Annotated in this window: 17 protein-coding genes; 1 reads left to right on the top strand and 16 read right to left on the bottom strand. The window is 73.2% G+C overall.

The genetic code is table 11. The features are described 5' to 3' along the window. Positions 1 to 10: 10 nt before the first annotated feature. From ACFT2C_RS02635 to ACFT2C_RS02570, 14 genes are all read right to left on the bottom strand, one after another. A complete protein-coding gene (locus tag ACFT2C_RS02635) occupies positions 11 to 628 on the bottom strand; it encodes a TetR/AcrR family transcriptional regulator (protein WP_377205439.1) in 618 nt (205 codons plus the stop codon). Further along, positions 625 to 2,658 (bottom strand): CocE/NonD family hydrolase, encoded by a 2,034-nt coding sequence (locus ACFT2C_RS02630; RefSeq protein ID WP_377205438.1) that lies wholly within the window; start codon positions 2,656 to 2,658, stop codon positions 625 to 627. The genes ACFT2C_RS02635 and ACFT2C_RS02630 overlap by 4 nt, the downstream gene beginning before the upstream one ends. Then, positions 2,655 to 4,523 carry an ATP-binding cassette domain-containing protein gene (locus ACFT2C_RS02625; RefSeq protein WP_377205437.1) on the bottom strand — a complete coding sequence of 623 codons (1,869 nt, stop codon included), beginning with the start codon at positions 4,521 to 4,523 and terminating at the stop codon, positions 2,655 to 2,657. The genes ACFT2C_RS02630 and ACFT2C_RS02625 overlap by 4 nt, the downstream gene beginning before the upstream one ends. Beyond that, entirely contained in the window at positions 4,520 to 5,371 is an 852-nt protein-coding gene (locus tag ACFT2C_RS02620; protein WP_377205436.1) for an ABC transporter permease, read from the bottom strand. Before ACFT2C_RS02620 ends, ACFT2C_RS02625 begins: the two co-directional genes overlap by 4 nt. After that, positions 5,368 to 6,333, bottom strand: coding sequence for an ABC transporter permease (locus tag ACFT2C_RS02615; RefSeq protein ID WP_377205435.1), 966 nt, complete (start codon positions 6,331 to 6,333; stop codon positions 5,368 to 5,370). The genes ACFT2C_RS02620 and ACFT2C_RS02615 overlap by 4 nt, the downstream gene beginning before the upstream one ends. Then, a complete protein-coding gene (locus tag ACFT2C_RS02610) occupies positions 6,330 to 7,931 on the bottom strand; it encodes an ABC transporter substrate-binding protein (RefSeq protein ID WP_377205434.1) in 1,602 nt (533 codons plus the stop codon). Before ACFT2C_RS02610 ends, ACFT2C_RS02615 begins: the two co-directional genes overlap by 4 nt. Before the next feature lie 170 nt (positions 7,932 to 8,101). Further along, positions 8,102 to 8,389 carry a hypothetical protein gene (locus ACFT2C_RS02605; RefSeq protein ID WP_377205433.1) on the bottom strand — a complete coding sequence of 96 codons (288 nt, stop codon included), beginning with the start codon at positions 8,387 to 8,389 and terminating at the stop codon, positions 8,102 to 8,104. A 185-nt stretch (positions 8,390 to 8,574) separates the two neighbouring features. After that, a complete protein-coding gene (locus ACFT2C_RS02600; RefSeq protein WP_377205432.1) occupies positions 8,575 to 10,239 on the bottom strand; it encodes a DUF222 domain-containing protein in 1,665 nt (554 codons plus the stop codon). 354 nt (positions 10,240 to 10,593) lie between these two features. Beyond that, positions 10,594 to 11,022 (bottom strand): hypothetical protein, encoded by a 429-nt coding sequence (locus ACFT2C_RS02595; protein ID WP_377205431.1) that lies wholly within the window; start codon positions 11,020 to 11,022, stop codon positions 10,594 to 10,596. Further along, the gene (locus ACFT2C_RS02590) at positions 11,019 to 11,294 is read right to left on the bottom strand and encodes a hypothetical protein (RefSeq protein WP_377205430.1); all 276 of its coding nucleotides are present in this window, start codon (positions 11,292 to 11,294) and stop codon (positions 11,019 to 11,021) included. Before ACFT2C_RS02590 ends, ACFT2C_RS02595 begins: the two co-directional genes overlap by 4 nt. Positions 11,295 to 11,313: 19 nt before the next feature. Then, the gene (locus ACFT2C_RS02585) at positions 11,314 to 11,940 is read right to left on the bottom strand and encodes a cytochrome b/b6 domain-containing protein (RefSeq protein WP_377205429.1); all 627 of its coding nucleotides are present in this window, start codon (positions 11,938 to 11,940) and stop codon (positions 11,314 to 11,316) included. Further along, complete coding sequence (locus ACFT2C_RS02580; protein ID WP_377205428.1) at positions 11,933 to 12,574, bottom strand: molybdopterin-dependent oxidoreductase; 642 nt, start codon at positions 12,572 to 12,574, stop codon at positions 11,933 to 11,935. The genes ACFT2C_RS02585 and ACFT2C_RS02580 overlap by 8 nt, the downstream gene beginning before the upstream one ends. Before the next feature lie 113 nt (positions 12,575 to 12,687). Further along, on the bottom strand, positions 12,688 to 13,761 hold the full coding sequence (locus ACFT2C_RS02575) for an alpha/beta fold hydrolase (protein WP_377205427.1): 1,074 nt from the start codon (positions 13,759 to 13,761) through the stop codon (positions 12,688 to 12,690). Between the two features lie 124 nt (positions 13,762 to 13,885). Beyond that, positions 13,886 to 16,726 (bottom strand): AAA family ATPase, encoded by a 2,841-nt coding sequence (locus ACFT2C_RS02570; protein WP_377205426.1) that lies wholly within the window; start codon positions 16,724 to 16,726, stop codon positions 13,886 to 13,888. 201 nt (positions 16,727 to 16,927) lie between these two features. Here ACFT2C_RS02570 and ACFT2C_RS02565 point away from each other — a divergent pair, with 201 nt between their 5' ends. After that, a complete protein-coding gene (locus ACFT2C_RS02565; protein ID WP_377205425.1) occupies positions 16,928 to 18,541 on the top strand; it encodes a tannase/feruloyl esterase family alpha/beta hydrolase in 1,614 nt (537 codons plus the stop codon). A gap of 100 nt (positions 18,542 to 18,641) precedes the next feature. Here the strand turns inward: ACFT2C_RS02565 and ACFT2C_RS02560 are convergent, their stop codons facing one another. Together ACFT2C_RS02560 and ACFT2C_RS02555 are read right to left on the bottom strand one after the other, a co-directional pair. After that, the gene (locus tag ACFT2C_RS02560) at positions 18,642 to 20,303 is read right to left on the bottom strand and encodes an ABC transporter substrate-binding protein (protein ID WP_377205424.1); all 1,662 of its coding nucleotides are present in this window, start codon (positions 20,301 to 20,303) and stop codon (positions 18,642 to 18,644) included. A 49-nt stretch (positions 20,304 to 20,352) separates the two neighbouring features. Beyond that, a complete protein-coding gene (locus ACFT2C_RS02555; RefSeq protein ID WP_377205423.1) occupies positions 20,353 to 21,576 on the bottom strand; it encodes a M20 family metallopeptidase in 1,224 nt (407 codons plus the stop codon). Positions 21,577 to 21,592 lie beyond the last annotated feature (16 nt).

Here is a 21,592-nt window from a genome sequence, read left to right as displayed (position 1 = left end):
TTTGGACGCCTCAACCGGCGAACAGCGGGTCGCCTCCCCCGAGCTCCTGGTCGAGGAACGTCCACATCCAGCGCAGGCCCCGCCGCTCGTCGAGACCGGGCGCCTGCTGCGCGAGCTGCGTCGCTATGCCGTCGCTGTAGGCCGCGAGCTTGAGTGCCGTCTCCGCGGGATCGACGGGCCTGAACACCCCGGACTCCACGCCCTTGCGGATCGTTCTCGCCATGCAGGCCTCCCAGATGCGGATCCGGGCGAGGTAGTCGTCCGACAGCGTGGGCCGGTGCGCCGTCGTGGTCCAGTAGTCGGACCAGAGCCGCCAGTGGTCGTGCATCTCGGGAGTCGGGTCGAACAGCGGAGCGATGAGCGACCGCACCGCTGCGACGGCGTCGGGCTCCGCGCCGGCGCGCTCGATGATCGACGTGTAGAAGCGTTCGGTCTCGCGTGCCACCACCTCGTTGAGGATCTCGGTGACGCTCGCGAAGTGGTACGTCACGGTGCCCACGGAGACGTCGGCGGCCGCCGCGATGTCACGCAGCCCTGTGGCGGCCACGCCGTTGCGCACGAGCACCCCGCGGGCCGCGTCGACGATCATCGCGCGGCGCACCTCGGGCCGCTGCCGCTTCCCGCTCATGCGGAGGTCCGCGGAACGGCGTCGTCGAAGGCCCGCTCGGCGACGAGCACCTCGGCCGCCCCGGGCCCTCCGGTCCGCGCCCACGCGCGCACGGTGTTCTCGACGCGGAAGGCATCCGGTGTCGCCGTCACTCGCGAGACCGTCTCCAGTCGCGCACGCCAGAGCGGCTTCCGCAGCGTGATGGCCCAGCGCGACTCCGCCGTCGCGGACAGCGGGTCACCGTCGACCATGCGGTATCGCTCCCGGCTGTCCTCCTCGAAGACGAGTCCGTCGGGATACTCGCGGGAGCCGCCGTAGCCGGGGTCGACCTCGAGCGTCCACTCGCCCTCCGCGACGTCGTGGATCACGCGGCGCTCGGGGCGGTGGGGCGAGGCGGCGACGGAGCGCACCGGAAGCGGCGATGCGTGCTCCGCCGGCTCGAAGCGGACGCCGTCGTCGTCCTCGCGAGTCCAGACCGGCAGGGTCAGGAAGCTCTCGGACGAGTCGATCACGACCGTGGCGGCTTCCGGGTACGGCCACACCCACGGCCAGTAGGACGTGGAGACGGCGACGCGCACACGATGGCCCGCGGGGAACGAGTGGCCCGCCGCTACGAGGCGCACCCGCACCCGCTCGGGAACGCCGGGCACCATCGGGTCGTCGCGGTCGGGTCCGTGCCGCTTGGCGAGGTTGAGGACGCCGCGGGTGACGAGCGTCGACGAGCCGTCGGGCGCGACGTCGCACAGCCGCACGGCGACGATCGCCCGGGGCCGGTCGCTCGCGAGCGACAGCTCGACCGCCACGTTGCCCAGCACGTCCAGCCGGGCGTCAAGCGGAAGGTCGAAGCACTCGGACCGGCCGTCCTCCGCCCGCTGGTCCGGCGGCAGGTCCGCGCGGTTGCCGAACGGGAAGAACCGGCCTGCGTCGATCCCCGTGTGTGCCGGCGAACGGACCGGGCGCGGCCGGTCGCCGCCCGCGAGCGTGGCGAGCGGGACCACACGCTCCTGAGTGGCGTTCGAGGGCCACGCCTCCGCGGCGACCCACCGGCCCGTGCGCTCCCGGTAGTACGGAGCGGGCGGCTCGCTGTCGTTGATCCATGCCCGCACGGCCGGGTCCGCCTCGACGCCCGTGTCGATGCCCCGCAGCCAACGGTCCCACCAGCGCAGCGTCTCCTGGAGGAACCCGATCGCCGGCCCCGGTGCGAGGCCGCGGTCGGGATACTGGTGCGACCACGGCCCGACGATCCCCCTCGTCGGGGCCGAGAGGTGCTCCACGAGGCGGAAGACCGTGTCGCGGTACGGGTCGGCCCACCCGCCGACGGCGAGCACCGCCGCCTCGACGGCGCCGTAGTCCTCGCTCACGCTGCCGTGGCGCCAGTAGTCGTCACGTTCCTGGTGCGAAAGCCAGGTCGGCGTCATGGGCCGGTGGCGCTCCAGCCGTTCGCGCCATCGCTCGACCCACGCCTCCCCGACGACCTCCGGCCGGGGCGGCCGGGAGTTGAACGCGAACATCGTGGCACCCCAGGCCGCCATGTCGATGCCGAGCACGGCGCCGCCGACGTAGTGCACGTCGTTGTCGTACCGGTCGTCGGTCGAGCAGACCGTGACGATCGCCCGCAGCGCCGGCGGACGCCGGGCCGCGAGCTGCAGCGCGTTGAACCCGCCCCACGAGATGCCGAACATGCCGACCGCACCCGAGCACCACGGCTGGGCGGCGAGCCACGCGATCACGGCCTCGCCGTCGTCGAGCTCCTGCGGCGAGTACTCGTCGTCGAAGAAGCCGTCCGACGACCCCGTCCCGCGGATGTCGACGCGGACCGAGGCATAGCCCCTGGCGGCGTACCAGGGGTGCCGCTCGCTGTCCCGGGGTGCCGTCCAGTCGTCGAGCCGGTACGGCAGGTACTCCAGCAGGGCAGGGACCGCCGTGTCCGGGGCTGCAGTGTCCGGGGCTGCAGTGTCCGTGACGGGCGCCCAGATCCTCGCGTGCAGCCGGACGCCGTCGGGCATCTCGATCCACTCGTCACGCACGGCGACGTCGAAGACCTCCCTCACGCGTGCTCCCAGTCGCGGATGCGGTGCCCGTCGCCGGCGTCGGTCCAACCGTCGCCCGCGTCCCGCCACGCGACGTGCTCGATCGCGTCGTCGAGCCCGTCCGCACCGGGCTCGAGCGTCGCGTCGATGAGCTGCCGGGTGTAGGGGTGGTTGGGGCCGGCGAACACCTGCTCGGCCGTCCCGATCTCCACGATCCGGCCGGCGTTCATCACGGCGACGCGGTCGGCGACGCTCCGCACGACGGCGAGGTCGTGGCTGATGAGGAGACAGCTGAGGTGCTGCTCGTCCTTGAGCCTCCGGAGCAGCTCCAGGACCTCGGCCTGCACCCGCACGTCGAGCGCCGTCGTGATCTCGTCGGCGATGATCAGCCTGGGTCCGGCCGCGAGCGCCCTGGCGATGCCGACGCGCTGCCGCTGGCCGCCGGAGAGCTGAGCGGGCAGGCGGGAGGCGAACGCCGGCGGGAGGCCGACCTCGGTGAGCAGCTCCGGGACGCCGACGCCTCGGTCGCGCCCGGCGAAGCGCTTGAGCGGGCGGGCGAGCGCCGCCCTGATGCTGCGCCGCGGGTTCAGCGAGGTGTCGGCGTTCTGGAACATGAGCTGGACGGCGCGCAGCGTCGCGGTGTCCCGGGACGTGGCGGTCCTGGTCAGGTCTGCGTTCCGGTCCGTGGCCCCGTCCGTGGCCCCGTCCGTGGCCCCGTCCGGAGAGGTGAGCTCGAGCCGGCCCGACTCGACGGGCACGAGACCCGCCAGCGCCGCGGCGATCGTCGACTTGCCGCTGCCGGACTCGCCGACGATCGCGAGGGTCTCCCGGGCGCCGATCGTGAACGACACGTCGCTGACCGCGGGCGGAAGGGTGCGGTGGTGGCGCACGACCAGGTTCTCCACGCGGGCGACGATCTCCTGCGGCTCGTCTGCGGCAGACCCGCTCGTGGCAGACCCGCTCGTGGCAGACCCGTTCGTGGCAGACCCGTTCGTGGCAGACCCGTTCGTGGCAGACCCGTTCGTGGCAGCGGAGGCCGGCCGGCCCCCATCCCGTGGCAGCCGTGCGGGGGACGCCGCCAGCAGCGACCGCGTGTACGCGTGCCGGGGCGCGGCGAAGAGGTCCTTCGCGGGCCGCTGCTCCACGATCCGCCCGTCCGTCATGACGGCCGTCTCGTCCGACATGGCGGAGACGACGCCGAGGTCGTGGCTCACGAGGAGCACCGCCATGTCGAGCTCGTCCGCGAGCCCCTTGATCAGGCGGAGGATCGCGTGCTGCGTGATGACGTCGAGCGCCGTCGTCGGCTCGTCGAGGACGAGGACGCGGGGGCGCGCCGCGATCGCCATCGCGATCGCGACCCGCTGCTGCTGGCCGCCGGAGAGCTGGTGGGGGTAGCGCCGGACCAGCTGCTCCGCGTCCGGGAGCCGGACGTGCCTGGCGAGCTCCAGGACCCGTGAGGCGCCGGCGTCGAGCCCGTGGCTCTCGAGCGCCTCGGCGATCTGGCGCCCGATCCGCATCGAGGGGGTCAGTGCCTGCCCCGCGTTCTGCGCCACGAGCGCGGCCGTGCCGCCGCGCAGCTCCCTGCGTGCGGCCGGCGTCAGCGCGAAGACGTCGTTCCCGTCGACTACGACCGACCCGCCCACGACCTGCGAGCCCGGCCGTAGCTGCGCCAGCAGCGTCCGGGCGACCGTCGACTTGCCGCTGCCCGACTCGCCGACGAGCCCGAGGACCCGGCCGGGCCGGATCGCGAGGCTCACCCCCTTGACGACGGGGACCTCGCGGCGGCCGGTGCGGTACGAGCCAGTGCGGTACGAGATCGTGAGGTCCTCGATCCGGACGATCGGCTCTGCGGTGACCGGCGGGGCCGCCTGTGCCGTGGCGGTCATACGGCGGCTCCCTGCTGCGCGCGGTCGACGCCGAGGCGTTTGCTCAGCCCGTCGGCGCTGAGGTTCAGGCCGACGACCAGGGTCGCGAGCGCGACGACCGGCGCGATCGTGCCGAGCGGGACGACCGTGAGGGCCGTGCGGTTCTCTTCCACCATGAGTCCCCAGTCGGGTGTCGGAGGGTTGGCGCCGAAGCCGAGGAACGACAGGGTGGCGACGAGGAGCACCACCCAGGAGGCGCGCATCGCGAGCTCGACGAGGACGACGTCGAGCACGTTCGGGAGGATCTCGCGGACGACGACGCTCGGGGCGCGCTCGCCGCGGGCGCGCGCGGCGGTCACGTAGTCCTGCGTGATCACGGCGCGTGCGGCGCCGCGGACGACGCGGGTCACGGCGGGCGTGTAGACGACGGTGACGGCGAGGACGACCACCCACAGGTCGGGGTCGAGCAGCGTCACGACGACGAGCAGCGCCAGGACCGTCGGGATGCTCAGGAGGGCGTCCATGACCCGCATCACGACCTCGTCGAGCCAGTTGTCGGCGTAGGCGGCGAAGCACCCGATCAGCGTGCCGGCGGCCACGGCGACGGTGGTGGCGAGCCCCGTGACGGCCAGCGCGTACCGGCCGCCGTGGAGCACCCGGGAGAGGATGTCGCGGCCGTACTGGTCGGTGCCGAGCCAGTGCGCGGCCGTCGGCAGGGACAGGACGTCGCCCGAGTCCGTCGCAACCGGGTCGTGGCCGGCGATCCACGGGGCGGCCAGCGCCAGCAGGACGTGCAGGGCCACGAGAGCGAGGCCGACCACCAGCGTCGGCGACTGCGGCGTCTTCCCCCGGTCGGGTGTCGTCGTCATGCGGATCTCCTCCGTCGTGTCCGGAGCCTGGGGTCGAGCGCGAGCGCCGTCATGTCCGCCGTGAGGTTGCACAGGACGTACACCGCCGCGCTCACCACGGCGATCGCCTCGATCATCGGCAGGTCGCGGTTGTGCACCGACTCGATCATGAGCTTGCCCATGCCCGGGTAGTTGAAGACGTTCTCGACGACCACGACGCCGCCGAGCAGCCACGCGACGTTGAGCGCCACGACGTCGAGGACGGGGAGGATCGCGCTCGGTAGGACGTGCCGCCGGACGACCTGCAGCGGAGACAGCCCCTTGAGCTCGGCCGTGACGACGAACTCCCGCGACATGACGTCGATGGTCGACGAGCGCATGCTGCGCACCACGTAGGCGGCCATCGCGAGCGTCAGCACGACGGCGGGGAGCACGATGCTCGGCAGGAGCTCGGCGGGCGTCGCCTCCGGCCCGCGCAGCACCACGGCGGGAAGCACCGGGAAGAGGATGGCGAACAGGAGCACGAGCACCGTCGCCGTCATGAACTCGGGCACGCTCATGAGGACCAGGGCGGTCATGGAGATGGTGGTGTCCGCCGCGCGCCCGCGCCGGACCCCGGCGACGACGCCAAGGAAGAGCGCCACGGTGATGCCGACGAGCACCGCGGGCACGGCGATCAGCAGGCTGTTGCCGAAGGCCGTGAGCAGCGTGGGGCCGACCGGCGCCCCGCTCACCAGGGACTCGCCGAAGTCCCCGCGCACCGCGCCGAGGAGCCAGTCGGCGTACCGGGCCCAGACGTTCTGGTCGAGCCCCAGCGTCTCGCGCAACGCGGCGACCGCCTCCGGCGTCGCGTCCTGGCCCAGGAGCTGCCGGGCGACGTCTCCCGGGAGCGCCTGCACCGCGAGGAACACGAACAGCGAGGCGAGCACGATCGTCAGCAGCGCGATGAGTACGCGTCGCCCGACGGCGACCACCGCGCTCACTTCCGGAACCCGATCGACAGGTGGTCGAACTCGAAGCCGTACTCGGTGTAGTTCACGACGTCGCGCGAGATCCCCACGAGCCGGTCGCCGAACATCGGCGTCATGTCCGCCCCGTCCTCGACGATCAGCCGCTGGGCGTCCTGATAGAGCATCCGCCGCCGCTCGTCGTTCGTCTCGGCACGCGCGTCGTCGAGCACGGCGTCGAACGCCGGGCTGGACCAGGCGGTCTCGTTGTACGACGAGCCCGAGCGGAAGATCTGCCCGAGGAGCTGGTCGATCGGACGGCCGGTGAACCAGTAGCTGACCATCAGTGGCTCCTGCATCCAGATCTGCGTGTAGTAGGAGTCCGACGAGGCGTTCTGCACGGTCAGCCGGACGCCCGCGTCGGCGACGGCGTCCCGGTACGCGACCGCCAGCGGCGTGAACACGGCGTCGTAGCTCGAGGTGTAGATCTTCGTGCTGAGCCCCTCGGCGCCCGCCGCCTTGAGGAGCGCGCGGGCCTTGTCGGGGTCGTGCTCGCGCGGCGCGTCCAGGAACGCCGCCATGGTCGGCGGCACGGGGTTGTCCCAGCCCGGCGAGCCCGTGCCGTTGAGCGCGGTCGCGACGACCCGGCGCGGGTCATAGGCGAGCTTCATCGCTTGCCGCACCCGGACGTCGGAGAACTCGGGGCTCGTCGCGAGCATCGGGATCGTGTACCACTGCGCGTTCACGCTGCGGGCGACCGTCGCGCGCGGCGACGCCGCCACCACTCGCGCGGTCGCGAAGTCGAGGTTGGTCTGGGAGATGAGATCGATCTGCCCGGCGAGCAGCGCGTTCACCCGGGCCGACGCGTCCTGGACGGAGAAGAAGTCGATCCCGTCCAGGACCGGCCGGCCGGCGAAGTGGTCGTCGACGGCCTCCACGGATCCCGTGCCGGCCGGGTGGAACGACGAGAGGCGGAAGGGGCCGGTGCCGATCCCGGTGCGCCGCGGATCGCCGACGGCGTCGGCCGGCACGATGTAGCACTGGTAGGCCGCCAGCAGCGACGGGAACTCGGCGTTCGGCTTCGAGAGGCGGAACCGCAGCGTGTGCGGGTCCGGGGCGGTCATCGCCGCGGCGTCGATCACCTCCCCGAGCACCCCGGCCTGGGGTGACGCCGTGGCGGGGTCCAGGATGTGCGCGATCGAGGCGATGGCGTCCCGCGCGGTGAAGGCGCTCCCGTCGTGGAACCGCACGTCGCCGCGCAGCCGGAACGTCCACTCGGTGACGTCGGCGTTGCTGCTCCACTCGGTCGCCAGGTCGGGCACCGTGCCGCCCCGCTCGTCGAGCTTGACGAGCCGGTTGTACAGCGCGCCGAGATACTCGTACGCCGACAACGAGCTCGCGGGATCGAGCGTCTCCGCCGCCGACGCCGCCGGGCGGGCCACGCGCAGCCTGCCTCCCGGGCGCGTCGCGCCGGTCGCTGCCGCCTGCGGGATCGTCGGCTCCTGCCGGGCAGGCGCGCACCCGCTGAGCGACAGCAGCCCCAGACCCGCGGCCCCGAGCGCGCCGGCGAGCACGGTCCGTCGGCTCAGCGGCTGGCTCAGCGACTGGCTCAGCGGCTCCACGATGCCTGGCATGCTCGACCTCCTCGTAATCGTTCCGCCGAACGATAGCGAGGGCCGACGGCGAGTCATCCCGCGGAAACATGCCGACGGCGGCCACCGGCACCCGCCGGTATCCCTGGGCTGGCGCCGATCCCGGCGTGTCTACCGGGGTAGCGGAGGGCGCGGATTGTTTTACACAGTCGTTACGCCCGGGGTCCTGGGGTCCTCTCGTCAGTCCGGCGTCGCGCGCAAGCCGGGTGTCGCGTCAGCCCGCTATCGCGCCAGCCGACGGCGGCCCGGATCCCGTCGACCGCGAAGTACGCCTCAAGGCCGCCCAGGGACGTGCCCGCGACCCGGTCGACGACGCCGACGCTCCGCGCGTACGCGCGCTGCGGTTCAGGCGCCGACAGAACGGTCGCCACGACCAGGTACCACCCGGTCTCGACCAGCGTGGCGCCGACGGGCACGGCGACGAGCCTGGTGAGGGACACGTCCTAAGCCAACGCTCAAGACGCGAGAGAGGTCGCCGATTCGAGCCCGCATCGCACTCGCGATGCCAGCGCCGCACGGTCCGCCTGCCGGCCAGCCAGTCTGCCGGGTCTGCCGGTCAGCCGAGTCGGCCGGTCAGCCGAGTCGGCCGGTCAGCCGGGCCTGCCGGGCCTGCCGGGCCTGCCGGTCAGGCTGCTTCGGCGGCTGGTGGGTCCTCGGTCGAGTTGCTGTCGGGTGGTGGGGTGGCGATGGCGTCCGGTAGGTGGATGCGGTGGCCGCGGGCGTCGGTGAAGGCCCACCCGGTCTCCACCAGCACCCCGGCAGCCGGCACCCCGGCACCGGTACTGCTGGTCGTCGGCTTGCCGGTCCAGTGCATGGTGATGCCCTTGGCGTCGACGAGGGCGTGGTGGTGCCAGCACAACAACGCGCTGTTGGCGATGGAGGTGTTGCCGCCGTCGGCCCAGTGGGTGACGGCGTGGTGGACCTCGCACCTGGACGGCGGCTGGTCGCATCCCGGATACACGCAATGCTTGTCCCGGGCGATCACCGCACGACGCATCTGCCCCGTCACGGTGCGTTGGGCGCGTCCGACGTCCAGGGCGGCACCGTCCGGGCCGAACACGATCCTCGTGATCGCGCTGTCGCACGCGAGGCGGTGCAGCAGCGCGCGTGGTACTCGACCACCGGTCTCGGTGAACACCGGACCACCGCTGGACAGGAGCCCGGACACCGACATCGTCGGTGTGCCCACTGCAGCCCAGCCCGCGACATCCCAGTCCGTGGTCGTGCCCGTGGTCGTTGTGCCCGCCAGGCTTCCGCCTGCGGTGCTTCCGCGTGCGGGCGTGGCCTGCCCGCACGTCAGGCAGAGGCCTTCGCGGGTGCGGGTGATCTGGGTGACCAGCTCGTCCCAGGACACGGTCACGTTCAGGTGGGGTGCGATCGCCGCCCCCGGGGACGCCTGGTTGGTGTCCAGCACCACCCGCGCCAGGTCCGCGAGGCCCTGCGCCCGCCGCTGCGTGGTCGTGCGGGTGTCCTCGGCGGCGGGTGCGCCGAGGAGCGAGGTGATCGCGGTCTTGACCAGCAGGCCGTGCTCGTCGGTGAGGAACCCGGCCAGGTGGTACCCGCCGAAGGTCTGGGACAGGTCCAGGAACTCACCCTGGGCGGCTTTGTCGTCGTCGAGGTCGTCGGTGTCGGGGTCGGTCACCGACGCGAAATGTGTCGCGACCTTGCGAAACTGGTCCGCATTCAACAGGGGCGCCTCCCGCAGCACCATGCCCTCACCCGTGACCGGCGTCCCGTCCGCGACCGCGTCCTGCAGCACCTGCGTGATCAGCTCACGGGTCCGGGCCCCGTCGGGGTCCTCAGTGGGGTCGGGGAAGTCCACCGGCACGGTCTGCACGAACCGCTCCGGGGTCGTCGTCTCCCCCGTGCGGGTGTCGATCAACCACGCCAACGCATCCTGACGAGTCTCGCTGGTCGGGGCGACGTCGGCCATCACGCGCGCGTGGTCGACACCCAGGTCACCGGACACCAGGCGCTCCCGCGTCACCGGCAGCGCGGTCGCCAGGCGGCGCGCCATCGCCATGTCCTTGCCCGCCGTCCGGGACGACACGCCCTCTTGGAGGCGTAGCCAGGTCGTGAACGTCCGCGCCGCGCCACCCGACCGCCAGGAACCGTCGGCCTCGATCCGCGGCAGCAACGTGTACCGCACACCGTCCAACCGGCCGGTCAGCCCACGAATCTCGGTGTGCGCGTCCATCAACCGGGACACGGTCGGCGCACCCCACCCCTCCAGCACCTCAGGAGCGGTCAAACCCGCGAGGTCATTCACCGCGGCCCTGATCCGAGCCACGGCCTCCTCGATCGACCGCGCAGGCGGCAGACCACCAGACGTCGCACCGTTCGTCGACTGCTCCACCGGTCCACCCCCCCGCCCGTCCCGTTGTCCGCTGACCCTCACGGTCCGCTAGCCCGTTGTTGTTCGCTGTCACCATTATGTCGAACAGTCGTGCGGTTCGCACGCGCTATCTGGAATCTGTGGATAACTGTTCACGACGTCAACGGGCCGCCCCGGCGCATGCCGTCCGGCCGACTCGTTCAGCGTCTTCAGGGCTGGGCCGGTCGCGACGGCGCGCGACGCGGCCCGGCGCCTTGCTCGGAACGACGCCGTCCTGACTGCGCCAGTGCCCTGCGCGAACGACCCCTGTCAGACGGCCTGCAGCGGCCGCGCGAACGACTTGCGCAGCGCCGACGGCGCCACCAGGGGAAGCAGCGACGCCAGCAGCATGCCCTTCAGCCCCTTCGGCTCGCGCGTCAGCTCCACGTCGATGCGCGTGACGCCGTCGACCGGCGTGAGCTGGAAGACCCAGCCGCCGCCCGGGCCGAAGACCTTGGAGTCGCGGGTCGTGATCTCGACGCGGCCGCTGTCAGCGTCCCACTCGTAGCGCGCGCGTTCCCAGGCCGACGCGGTGCCCTCGGTGACCTCGGCCCACCTCTCCCCGAGCTCGTGCACCACGAGGTGCTCGGCGTCGATGGACGGCCAGGCGTCCGCCCGGGCGGGGCTGAAGTCCGTGAGCGTCGCCATGAGCTCGGGGGCCGAGAGGGAGGACGTGAGCTGGAAGCGGATGACGGTCATGAGGACTCCTCGGGAGCGGGGTGACTATGCGGGTGCTGGTGCGGATGAGAGTGCGGGTGCGTCCGGTCAGGCGACCGGTCGCGTGTCGGGTCCCGCGCGAGCGGAACCAGGGTGACGGGGCCGTGTGCCGCCCGGGCCAGGCTCCGGGCGCGAGCGCGGCCGACGACGAGCGCGTCGTTCCGCACGTCCCCGAGCAGGGCCGGACCGGCCGGCTCGAGACGTGACGGCGGCCCGGTCCGCTCCGCGAGCGCACGGGTGTCGAACGTGGACATGGCTACCTCCTCCAGAGCGTCATCGGGCGCCACCGCGCCCGCTCGCCTCGTCGTCGAGCCAGAGCGCGTGCTCGCGTGCCGCCCACGACCGCCGGACAGACCCGGTGCGCATCCCGCGCCGGGCCTCGGGGTCGGCAAGCGCCTTCAGGATGTGGCCCGCGACGACGATCACGAGGGCGTAGGCGCCGACGTCGTGGACGAGCACGACGCCGGCGCGCGGGACGAAGCCGAGCGCGAACTTGAACCAGAGGAACAGGCCCGTGCCGACCATGACGAGGACCGCGCCGGCGAGCCAGGCGGCCCAGACCTTCTGGCCGGCGTTGAACTTGCCGGCGAGCCGGCCGCGGAAGGGATCGGGCGACCGGAGCCCGGCGAGCCACTGGCGGTCCTGGTCGGTGAACCGGTCGAGCCGTCGCAGGTCGGCCCAGAACGCCTGGGACCAGATTCCGAGCAGGACCGGTGCGGGCAGCAGGACACCGGACCACTCGTGGAGGGTCTCGACCACGTGCCGGCGGCCCACGAGCTGCGCGACGGGCGCCACGTAGAGCGCGACGGCGGTGAGCAGGCAGGCCAGGAACAGCAGCCCGGTCGCCAGGTGGACCGCCCGCTCGGCAGGGCTGAACCGGAGCAGCCGCGTGTCAGGCACGGACCGGCTCCTCACCGGGCAGCCAGCCGTCCACGGGGTAGCCGTAGTCCTCCCAGTACCCCTGCTCGACCTGGGACGTCACCTCGATGCCGGAGAGCCACTTGGCCGACTTGTAGAAGTACATCGGCCCGACGAAGAGCCGCACCGGGCCGCCGCTGTCGTGCGGCACGGGCTCGTCGAACATGCGCAGCGCGACCAGGACGTCCTGCCGCCGGGCCTGCTCCAGCGTGAGGCTCTCGGAGTAGGCGCCGTCGAAGCAGGTGAACCGCACGGCGGCGCCCTCGTCCTGGACGCCCGCGGCGTCGAGCAGGTCGCCGAGGCGGACGCCGGCGAACGGGACGTCGTCGACCTGCCAGCCGTCCGTGCACACGGCGTCGTGCACGACAGTGGTCTGCGGCAGGGCCGCGAGCTGGTCGAGCGTGTACGTCGCCGGCCGGTCGACGAGGCCACCGACCGTGAGCCGGTAGGTCGTGGCGTCCTGGCGTGGCACGGACGCGACGATGCTGAAGTAGCGGAACCCGCGGTCGTCGGGCACCGTTCCCGGGGCGATCCGTTGCAGCGCGGAGCGCACGCCGGCCAGCCCGCGCTGCACGGCGGGCCCGACGGCGACGCCGGCCGCGCCCAGCCCGAGCATCCCCAGCACGATCCGGCGGCCGATTGGTCGCCCGGCGGGCTCCGGGTCGCGGGGTCGGGGCTGGGGCTGGGGCTGGGGTCCGGGCTGCGGTTCAGGTTGGGGCCGGACGCCGCTCACAGCGCGTCGGCGTCCTGCACGGCGCGGGCGAACTCGGCCGGCGCCTCCTGCGGGACGTTATGCCCGATGCCGCGGAACGTGCGGTGCTCGTACGGGCCGACGAAGTGCGACCGGTACATCGCCCCGTCGCCCGGCGGCGTGAACGGGTCCTTCTCGCCGTCGATGGTGATCGTCGGGACGCCGATGGGCGGGGCGGCGGCGAGCCGGCTCTCGAGCGCGTCGTACCGCGGGTCGCCGTCGGCCAGGCCGAGCCGCCAGCGGTAGTTGTGGATCACGATGTCGACGTAGTCGGAGTTGGTGAACGCGGCGGCCGTCCGGGCGAACGTCGCGTCGTCGTACGCCCAGGTCGGGGAGTTGAAGGTCCAGACCTGCCGGGCGAGCTCCACGCGGTACTCCGGGTTCTCCAGCCCGCGCCGGCCGCGCTCGGTGGCGAAGTAGTACTGGTACCACCACGCCCACTCCGACATCGGCGCTGTCGGGTTCGCGTTGGCCTCGCGGTTGGTGATGAGGTACCCAGTCACCGACACGAGCGCCGTGACCCGGTGCGGCCACAGGGCGGCGACGATGTCGCCGGTGCGGGAGCCCCAGTCGTAGCCGGCGATGATCGCCCGCCTGATCCGCAGCGCGTCCAGCAGCGCAATGACGTCGAGGGCGACCACCGCCTGCTGGGCGTTGCGGAACGCCGACGCCGAGCGGAAGGTGGTGGTCCCGTGGCCGCGCAGGTACGGCACGATCACCCGGTAGCCGCGCGCGGCCAGGATGGGCGCGACGTCGACGTAGGAGTGGATGTCGTAGGGCCAGCCGTGCAGCAGGACCACCGGCCGGCCGTTCTCCGGCCCGAGCTCGGCGTAGCCGATGTTCAGCTCGCCGGCGTCCACCTGACGCATCCGCTCGAACGCCGGGGCCACGGGGAGCTCGAGCATCGCGCCCGGTCCGGCCCCGCCCGGCGTCGTGCCGCTCGGGGCCTGCGGGCCGGGCCGGGCGGCGGCGGTACCCGGGGCGGCGGCCAGCGCCGTCGCGGACGCGACCGCCAGCCCGAAGGCCTTGCCGAAGGTTCTTCTGTCGATCATGGGTGGCTCCTGCCGGGTCGGTGCACGTTCAGCTCGTCGTGCACACCGTCGCCCGGCCGGGACCCGCGCCGCACCAGGGGGACCCCCTGGTCCGCACCCTGGCGTGCCCCACCTCCGAGGCGGGCTACCGGCTCGTACGAGGGCCGACGGCGGCGGTGTTCAGGGCCTGGCGGAGCTCCGTACGGCGGGCGATCCCGAGCTTCGTGTAGACCTTGCGCAGGTGCCACTCGACGGTGCGCGGGCTGATGAAGAGCCGGCCCGCGATCTCGGCGTTCGTGCCGCCGTCGACGGCGAGGCGCGCGATCTGGGCCTCCTGCTCGGTGAGCACCGCCGCCGGGTCGCCCGACCGCACGCGCACGGTCTCGCCGCAGGCCAGGAGCTCACGCCGGGCCCGCTGCGCGAAGCCCTCGATGCCGGACGCCGCGAGCAGGTCGTGCGCGAGCCGGAGCTGCTCGCGGGCGTCCGTCCGGCGGCTCTCGCGCCGCAGCCACTCGCCGTACACGAGGCATGTGCGCGCGTGCAGCGCCGTCAGGCGCGTGCGGGCCAGCCGCTCGATCGCCTCGCGGTACGCCTCCTCGGCGTCGGCGCCCTCGCCCAGGAGGGCCCGGCTGCGCGCGGCGGCCCCGAGTGCCCAGTCGGTTCGGCAGGCCTGGGCGATCTCGTCCAGGCGGGCCAGGGCGTCCTTCGCGCGGTCCGGCTCACCCACCCGGGAGGCCGCCTCGACGAGCTCGACCAGCGACCAGGACCCCAGGCCGAGCTCGTCAGGGTAGGCGCTGCCCTCCTCGGAGGCGGAGAGCGCCCGGTCGTACTGGCCGAGCCCGTTGTGCAGCACCGCCGCGGACCAGGCAGCCGCCGGCAGCCAGTGGCCCTCGGCCCGGGCGGCGGCCTCGGCGGCGGCACCGGCGAGCAGCGCCGTCGTCCGCTCCTCGTCCCCGCGCAGGGCCGCGACGAAGACGTTGCCGTAGGGCAGGAGCGACAGGTTGCCGGTCGCCTCCGCGATCATGGCAGCCTCCTCCCCTGCCGCCTGCGCGCCGTCGAGGTCGCCCTCGAGCGCCTGCAGGGCGGTGCTCGAGAACAGCAGGGGCGGCAGGACGCGGAGCTGGCCGTGCGTCCGCGCCGCCTCGACCGAGCGCGTGGTGAGCGCGTGCCAGAGCTCGTCGTCCCAGACGTCCTGCGCCATGCGGCAGACCAGGGGCATCCAGGGCAGGCAGGCCTCGATCGCCCAGTCCATGCCGGCCTCGACGTCCCGCACCGCGCGCCGCAGCGTGGGGGCTCCGGCCGCGTAGCCGGCCGTGACCACGGTGGACATGCCCTCCAGCAGGTCGTCGCACACCGGCCGGCCGACGTCGGACCGCGGGAACGCCAGGAGCGCCGTCGCGACCTCCCGCACTCCGCCTGAGCGGGCGAGCCGGCCGCAGACGAGGGCGGCCTGGAGGGCGTCCCGGTAGGTGTCGCGCGCCAGCTCGGGGTCGAGCGGCTCCAGGCGCCGGGCGACGGGCAGCAGCGGGCCGTCCCGGCCGTCACCCCGGGCGCCCGCGATCTGAGCCCGCACCAGGTCGGCGCGGGCGCGCAGCAGGTCGTCCGCCGGGCCGGCGTCGACCGCCGTCAGCAGGCCGAGCGCACGCTCCGGCGCGCCCGTGTGGAACTTGGCCTGGGCGGCGCGCAGCGCCCGCTCGGCCCGCAGCGCCGGGTCCGGGGTCAGCTCCGCCGACCGCTCGCGGAAGGCCGCGGCCGCCGCGACGCCGCCCCGCGCCTGCGCCCGCGCGGCGCACCGTTCCAGCTCGGCTGCGACGTCCTCGTCCGGTCCGGCGACGGCGTGGGCGCGGTGCCAGGCGCGGCGCTCGGGGTCCGCGGCGGGGTCGGCCGCCTCGGCCAGGGCCCGGTGCGCGGCCCGGCGCGCGTCCGGGTCCGCGGCCCGGTAGACGGCCGAGCGGGCGAGCGGGTGCGCGAACCGCACCTGGTCGCCGACGTCGAGCAGCCCGGCCGCGGTGGCCGGCTCGGCGGCCGCCACCCCGACGCGGAGCGCGGTGGCCGCCCGCCAGACGAGCGCCGGGTCGCGCCCTGGCTCGGCCGCGGCGACCAGGAGCAGCGTCCGGGTCTCGGGCGGGAGCGGGGCCAGCCGTCGTTCGAAGGCCCCCTCCATCCGGCCGGCGAGCGGGCCGGTCCCGGGCAGCCCGTAGCCGCCCGCCATCTGCTCCGGAGTGAGCCCCCGGACGAGCTGGGTCAGCGCCAGCGGGTTGCCCTGGGTCTCCGCCACCATCCGATCGCGCACCCGCGCGTCCACCGGGCCGGTGAGCTCGGCGTCGAGCAGCAGGTGGGCGTCCCGGTCCGACAGCCCGCCCACGACCAGCTCCGGCAGGCCGCGCACAGTCTGATCCTCGCCCGTCTGTCCCTGGCCCGTCTGGTCCCGCTCGGCGAACACGATCGCGACGGGCAGCGGCTGGGGCAGCCGCCGCGCGACGAAGTTGAGGGTCTGCACCGAGGCGTTGTCGAGCCACTGCACGTCGTCGACGAGGCAGATCAGCGGGCGCTCGACGGCGGCCTCCGCCAGGAGGCTCAGCACGGCCAGCCCGACCAGGAAGCGGTCCGGGGTGTCTCCCCCGCGCAGGCCGAGCGCCGTGCCGAGCGCGTCGCGCTGCGGCTCGGGGACCCGGTCGAGCCCGTCGAGCATGGGGGCGCAGAGCTGGTGCAGGCCGGCGAAGGCCAGCTCCATCTCGGACTCGACCCCGACGACGCGCGCGACCCGGCACCGGTGCGCCTGCCCGACGAGGCGGCCGAGCAGCGCCGTCTTGCCGACGCCCGTGTCGCCCCGGAGCACGAGCGCCTGGCTGCGGCCCTCGCGCACGCCCGCCACCAGGTCGTCGAGCACCTGGCTCTCGCGTCGCCTGCCCACCAGCGGCTCGCCGGGGGCACCTCCCTCGGAGTCAGCCCCGCCGGGCGCCGAGCCCTGGGTCCAGGCGGCCATCGCGGATCGTCCTCTCTCGCGGAGGCCACGCCGGCCCCCTCCTCGCGCCCGGCGGTCCCGCTCGCGCGCCGGGCGGTGCGCCCGGATGGCGCCCGTCGTCCGGCAGGCCAAGCCTACGGCTCGACCGGGGTGCACCCCGGGGTATGCACCAGTGGTCCCCACTGGTGCGGCGGCCCGGTGACCTCGGCCACCGTGGGCCGCATGAGAAAGAAGCTACTGACCCTCACCATGGCGCTGGCCGCCACGGCCGCCGTGCTGGTCCCCATCAGCGCGGGCGCGGCGCCTCTCCAGGCCGACCGCGCCGGCGCGACCCCGCGCACGTCGTCCTCGGCCTGCGCCTCCGTCGCGGTCGCCGCGCCGTCCGGCGCCCGCGTGGTGTCGGTCACCGCGGACGCGCGGGCCGCCGGTACGTACACCTTCCCGGCGACGCCGCTCGGCGCGCCGGCCCCGATCGCCGACGTCCCCGACTGGTGCGACATCACCGTCACCCTGACCCACCCCGGCGCCGACGACCGCGTAGCGGTCAAGGTCGGGCTGCCACAGGACCGCACGCTCTGGACCGGCCGGTTCCAGGCCGTCGGCGGCGGCGGCTACCAGGCGGGCGACTTCGGCGCGCCGCTGGTCCAGGGCGTCAAGGACGGCTACGCGACGGCGTCCACGGACGCCGGGGTGAAGACCGGGCTCGACGCGAGCTGGTCGCTCACGCCCGACGGCAGCCTGAACCAGCCGCTCCTGACGAACTTCGCGTCGCGATCGGTGCACGACCTCGCGGTCGTCGGCAAGGACGTCACCAAGAAGTTCTACGCGACGCCGGCGAGCTACTCCTACTGGAACGGCTGCTCCACCGGCGGCCGCCAGGGCTACGCCGAGGCGCAGGAGTACCCGCGCGACTTCCAGGGCATCCTGGCCGACGCCCCGGCCGTGAGCTGGGACCGGTTCGCCGTCGCGACGCTCTGGCCGCAGGTCGTGTTCCACGAGGAGGGCGTCTCCCCCACGAAGTGCGAGCTGGGCGCGTTCAACACGGCGGCGGTCGCGGCGTGCGACACGATCGACGGGGTCCGGGACGGCATCATCGACAACCCGCAGGCCTGCCGCTGGGACCCCCGCGAGCTGGTGGGCACCCAGGTGGACTGCGACGGTCAGACGGTCACCATCAGCGCGGGCGTGGCGGACGCCGTCCGCAAGATCTGGGCCGGCCCCGTCTCGGCCGACGGCCGCAAGCTCTGGTACGGGCCGAACAAGGGCGCGGACTTCAGCTGGCTCGCGACGCCGGGCCAGCCGTTCCCGGTGGCGAACCTCTGGGTCAAGAACTTCGTCGAGCGGGACCTGGACCTCGACACCACCGCGCTGTCGTACGCGGACTTCGAGCGGATCTTCCGCAGCTCGCAGGCGCAGTTCCACGACGTGATCGGCAGCGACGACCCCGACCTGTCCCCGTTCGCGCGGGCCGGCGGCAAGCTCCTGAGCTGGCACGGTCAGTCCGACCAGCTCGTCCCCACGCAGGGCACCGTCGACTACCGCCAGCGCGTCGAGCGGCGCTTCGGCGGCCCGGCGCGGGTGGACAACTTCTACCGGCTGTTCCTGCTCCCGGGCGTGGAGCACTGCGGTGGCGGGCCCGGCGCGCAGCCGACCGGCGCCCTCGACGCGCTTGTGAACTGGGTCGAGAAGGGGCAGGCCCCCGCGACGCTGGCCACCTCGGCCACCCGCGAGGACGGCACCGTCGTGACCCGCGACGTCTGCAGCTACCCGAAGGCGACCCGCTACACCGGCGGCGACCCGGCGTCGGCGTCGAACTACCACTGCACCACCCCCTGACCCTCCGCCCACCCCTAGCCCGTTGAGTGCTGGATATTTGCGCTCCTGAACGGCCAGAAGGCGCAAATATCCAGCACTCAACGGACCCTGCGGGGCGGGGTCAGGACGCGCCGAACGACCAGGTCGGGAGGTTGGCCAGGGAGCCTCGCCAGAAGGGGGTCGGGCCGCCGTTCGTGACGTCCTTGCTCACCACGGACGCCGTGTGGTCGGAGTAGAGGCCGAGCTGCGGGAGGTCCTCCTGCAGGACGGCCTGCAGCTCGTGGTAGATCTTCGTCCGGGCCTCCGTGTCCGGCTCGCTCTTGCCCTCCGCCAGGAGCTGGTCCACCCGCTCGCTCGAGTACCCGGTGTAGTTGCTGGAGCCCTGCGTGCCGTACATGAACGTCACGTCGGGGTCGAGGTTGAACGTGTTGCCGATCAGGAGCATGTCGTAGTCGCCCTTCTCCGCCATGGTCAGCAGCGTCGGGAAGTCGACGTTCGTCTGCTCGACCTGGAAGCCGACCGCCTTGAGGTTCTGCAGGATGATGTCGGCGGACTGCTCCCGGATGGCGTTGCCGGTCGGCACCACGAACCGCAGCTTCGTGTCCTCGTCGAAGTCCGTGTCCTTGAGGAGGTCGCGCGCCAGGTCCGGGTCGTAGGCGAGCGGTTCAAGGCCGGTGTCGAGGTAGGGGCTCTGGCTCGTGTAGGGGCCGTCGACGATCTGTCCGTTGCCCTGCAGGAGCTGGTCGACGATCTGGTCGCGGTTGATGGCGTGCGCCATCGCGCGGCGCACCGTGACGTCCGGGATGGTCTCGACGTTGAACTCGATGAACTGCACGCCGAGGGTCTCGTCGATGCGCGTCGTCACGTTGTCCAGGCCCTCGACCGTGGGCAGGTCCTGGACCGGGATGTTGCCGATGCCGCCGCCCGAGTTCATCTGGATCGCCCCGGCCTGCAGGTCGCCCGCCAGGTTCGACGCCGGCATGATGCGCACCGCGACGCTCGGGATCTTCGGTGTCCCCTCGTAGTAGTCCTCGCGCGCCGCGTACTCGATGGACACGTCCTTGGTGTACTTCGTGAACGTGTACGGGCCCGAGGTGACGTCCGGGAGCTGCGCGAACTCGCTCTCGCCGAAGTCGGAGGGCGGGACGTCCTTCAGGTGGTGCGCCGGGAGGATGAACAACCGGCTGCCGATGATCTCGCGGATGTAGTTCGGGTCCACCGGCTGCGCGGTCTTCAGCTCGACGGTCTGCTCGTCGACGACGGTCACGCCGGGGATCTCGGTCTCGCCCTGAGGCAGCTTGCCCGTGACGGGGTCGACGCCGTCGAGCGACGAGATGCTGGTGCCCAGCGAGGTGACGGACTCCGGGTTGGCGATGAGGTTCAGCGTGAAGGCGACGTCGGCCGACGTCACGGGCTCGCCGTCCGACCAGGTGGCCTTCGGGTCGAGGCTGATCGTGTAGGTCTGGTTGTCCTCGGTGTCGAACGACGTGGCCAGCTCCGGCGTGAACTCCAGCGGTTCGGGCTGGTCGAGCAGGGAGTCGAGGGCGAACTCGTTGGCCCACTGGCCGGCGACGTCGGTCTGGTTGATCGGGTTGAAGCTGGCGACCGGGTTGATGTTCCCGATGATCAGGGTCTCCCCCGCCGCGGCGGCGCCCGTCGAGGCCCCGGCGTCGTCCGCCTGCCCCTCGGAGAAGCCGCCACCGCAGGCGGCCAGTGCGAGTACGACGGCGGCGGGCACCGCCGCGCCGGCCGTGCGCCTCAGGTGAAGCGTTGAACGTGACACGTCGTTCCTTCTTTCCTCGTGGTGCTGAGTCGTCCGGTCAGGGATCCGGTCAGACAACGGCGACGGCCTCCGCCGCGGGCGGGACGGCGAGCTTGGCCATGGTCGTGACGGCGAGCTCGGCGAGCGCCGCCGCCTGCTCGCCGAGCACGGAGTCGTCGAACCGGACCTGGGCCGAGTGGTTCCACGGCGCGCCCTCTGCGGGCACGTCGTCCGGCCGGGCGCCGAGGAAGACGAAGCAGCCGGGCACCCGTTCGAGCACGTAGGAGAAGTCCTCGGAGCCCATGAGCGGGTCGGGCCGCTCGACCACGCGGTCCGCGCCGTACAGGCCGGCGAGCACCTCCTTGGCGTGGTCCCACATCCCCGGGTCGTTGACGGTCACGGGGTAGAGCTGCTGGAAGTCGGCGTCCGCCGTGCAGCCGTGGGCGGCGGCGATGTTCCGGACCAAAGCCGGGAGCTCGACCGATACCTGGTCGAACGACTCGCGCGAGAGGGTGCGCACCGACGCCGCGATCTCGGCGGTGGACGGGATGACGTTGAACGCCGTCCCGGCGTGGAGCTGGCCGACGGTGACGACGACCGGGTCGAACACGCTGTGCCGTCGCGTCACGTACGTCTGCAGCGCACCGACGATCTCGGCGGCGGCCGGTATCGGGTCGACCGACGTCCACGGGGACGAGCCGTGGCCACCCTTGCCGTGCACGGTCACGCGCATGACGTTCGCGCCGGCCATGGAGGTGCCGGGCTTGGTGAAGAAGAGTCCCTTGTCCTCCATGCTGGAGACGTGGATGCCGAAGGCGGCGTCGACGGGCACGCCCGCGGCGTCGAGCAGGCCCTCCTCGAGCATGGGCAGCGCGCCGCCGGGGCCCTCCTCCGCGGGCTGGAACATGAAGACGACGTTGCCCGCCAGCTCGGCCTTCCGGGCGCTCAGCAGGCGGGCCGCGCCGACCAGTCCCGCGACGTGCAGGTCGTGCCCGCACGCGTGCATGGTGCCGGTGGTCGAGGCGAAGTCCTCCCCCGAGTCCTCGACGACGGGCAGGCCGTCCATGTCGCCGCGCAGCAGCACCGTCGGCCCGTCCAGCTCGCCCCGCAGGACCGCGACGACGGAGCTGAGCCCCGTGCCGGTGGTGATCTCCAGCGGCAGGCCGTCCAGCGCCGCCAGGACCGCGGCCTGCGTCTTCGGCAGGTGCAGGCCCAGCTCGGGGTGCTGGTGGATGCGCCGCCGCAGTGCCACCAGGTCGTCGTGCATCAGTGCTGCGTCGTCAACGAAGCCCACGTGTCTTCTCCTCGGT

This window comes from Promicromonospora sp. NPDC057138 (assembly GCF_042670845.1).
Classification (GTDB): Bacteria; Actinomycetota; Actinomycetes; order Actinomycetales; family Cellulomonadaceae; genus Promicromonospora.
This window is presented reverse-complemented; position numbering and strand designations above follow the sequence as displayed.

Bases quoted from the DNA above. Each gene is read 5' to 3' on its own strand.
- ACFT2C_RS02590 (WP_377205430.1), bottom strand. From the start codon at position 11,294: ATGTCCACGTTCGACACCCGTGCGCTCGCGGAGCGGACCGGGCCGCCG.
- ACFT2C_RS02595 (WP_377205431.1), bottom strand. From the start codon at position 11,022: ATGACCGTCATCCGCTTCCAGCTCACGTCCTCCCTCTCGGCCCCCGAG.
- ACFT2C_RS02625 (WP_377205437.1), bottom strand. From the start codon at position 4,523: ATGACCGCCACGGCACAGGCGGCCCCGCCGGTCACCGCAGAGCCGATC.
- ACFT2C_RS02565 (WP_377205425.1), top strand. From the start codon at position 16,928: ATGAGAAAGAAGCTACTGACCCTCACCATGGCGCTGGCCGCCACGGCC.
- ACFT2C_RS02620 (WP_377205436.1), bottom strand. From the start codon at position 5,371: ATGACGACGACACCCGACCGGGGGAAGACGCCGCAGTCGCCGACGCTG.
- ACFT2C_RS02635 (WP_377205439.1), bottom strand. From the start codon at position 628: ATGAGCGGGAAGCGGCAGCGGCCCGAGGTGCGCCGCGCGATGATCGTC.
- ACFT2C_RS02575 (WP_377205427.1), bottom strand. From the start codon at position 13,761: ATGATCGACAGAAGAACCTTCGGCAAGGCCTTCGGGCTGGCGGTCGCG.
- ACFT2C_RS02580 (WP_377205428.1), bottom strand. From the start codon at position 12,574: ATGCTCGGGCTGGGCGCGGCCGGCGTCGCCGTCGGGCCCGCCGTGCAG.
- ACFT2C_RS02610 (WP_377205434.1), bottom strand. From the start codon at position 7,931: ATGCCAGGCATCGTGGAGCCGCTGAGCCAGTCGCTGAGCCAGCCGCTG.
- ACFT2C_RS02570 (WP_377205426.1), bottom strand. From the start codon at position 16,726: ATGGCCGCCTGGACCCAGGGCTCGGCGCCCGGCGGGGCTGACTCCGAG.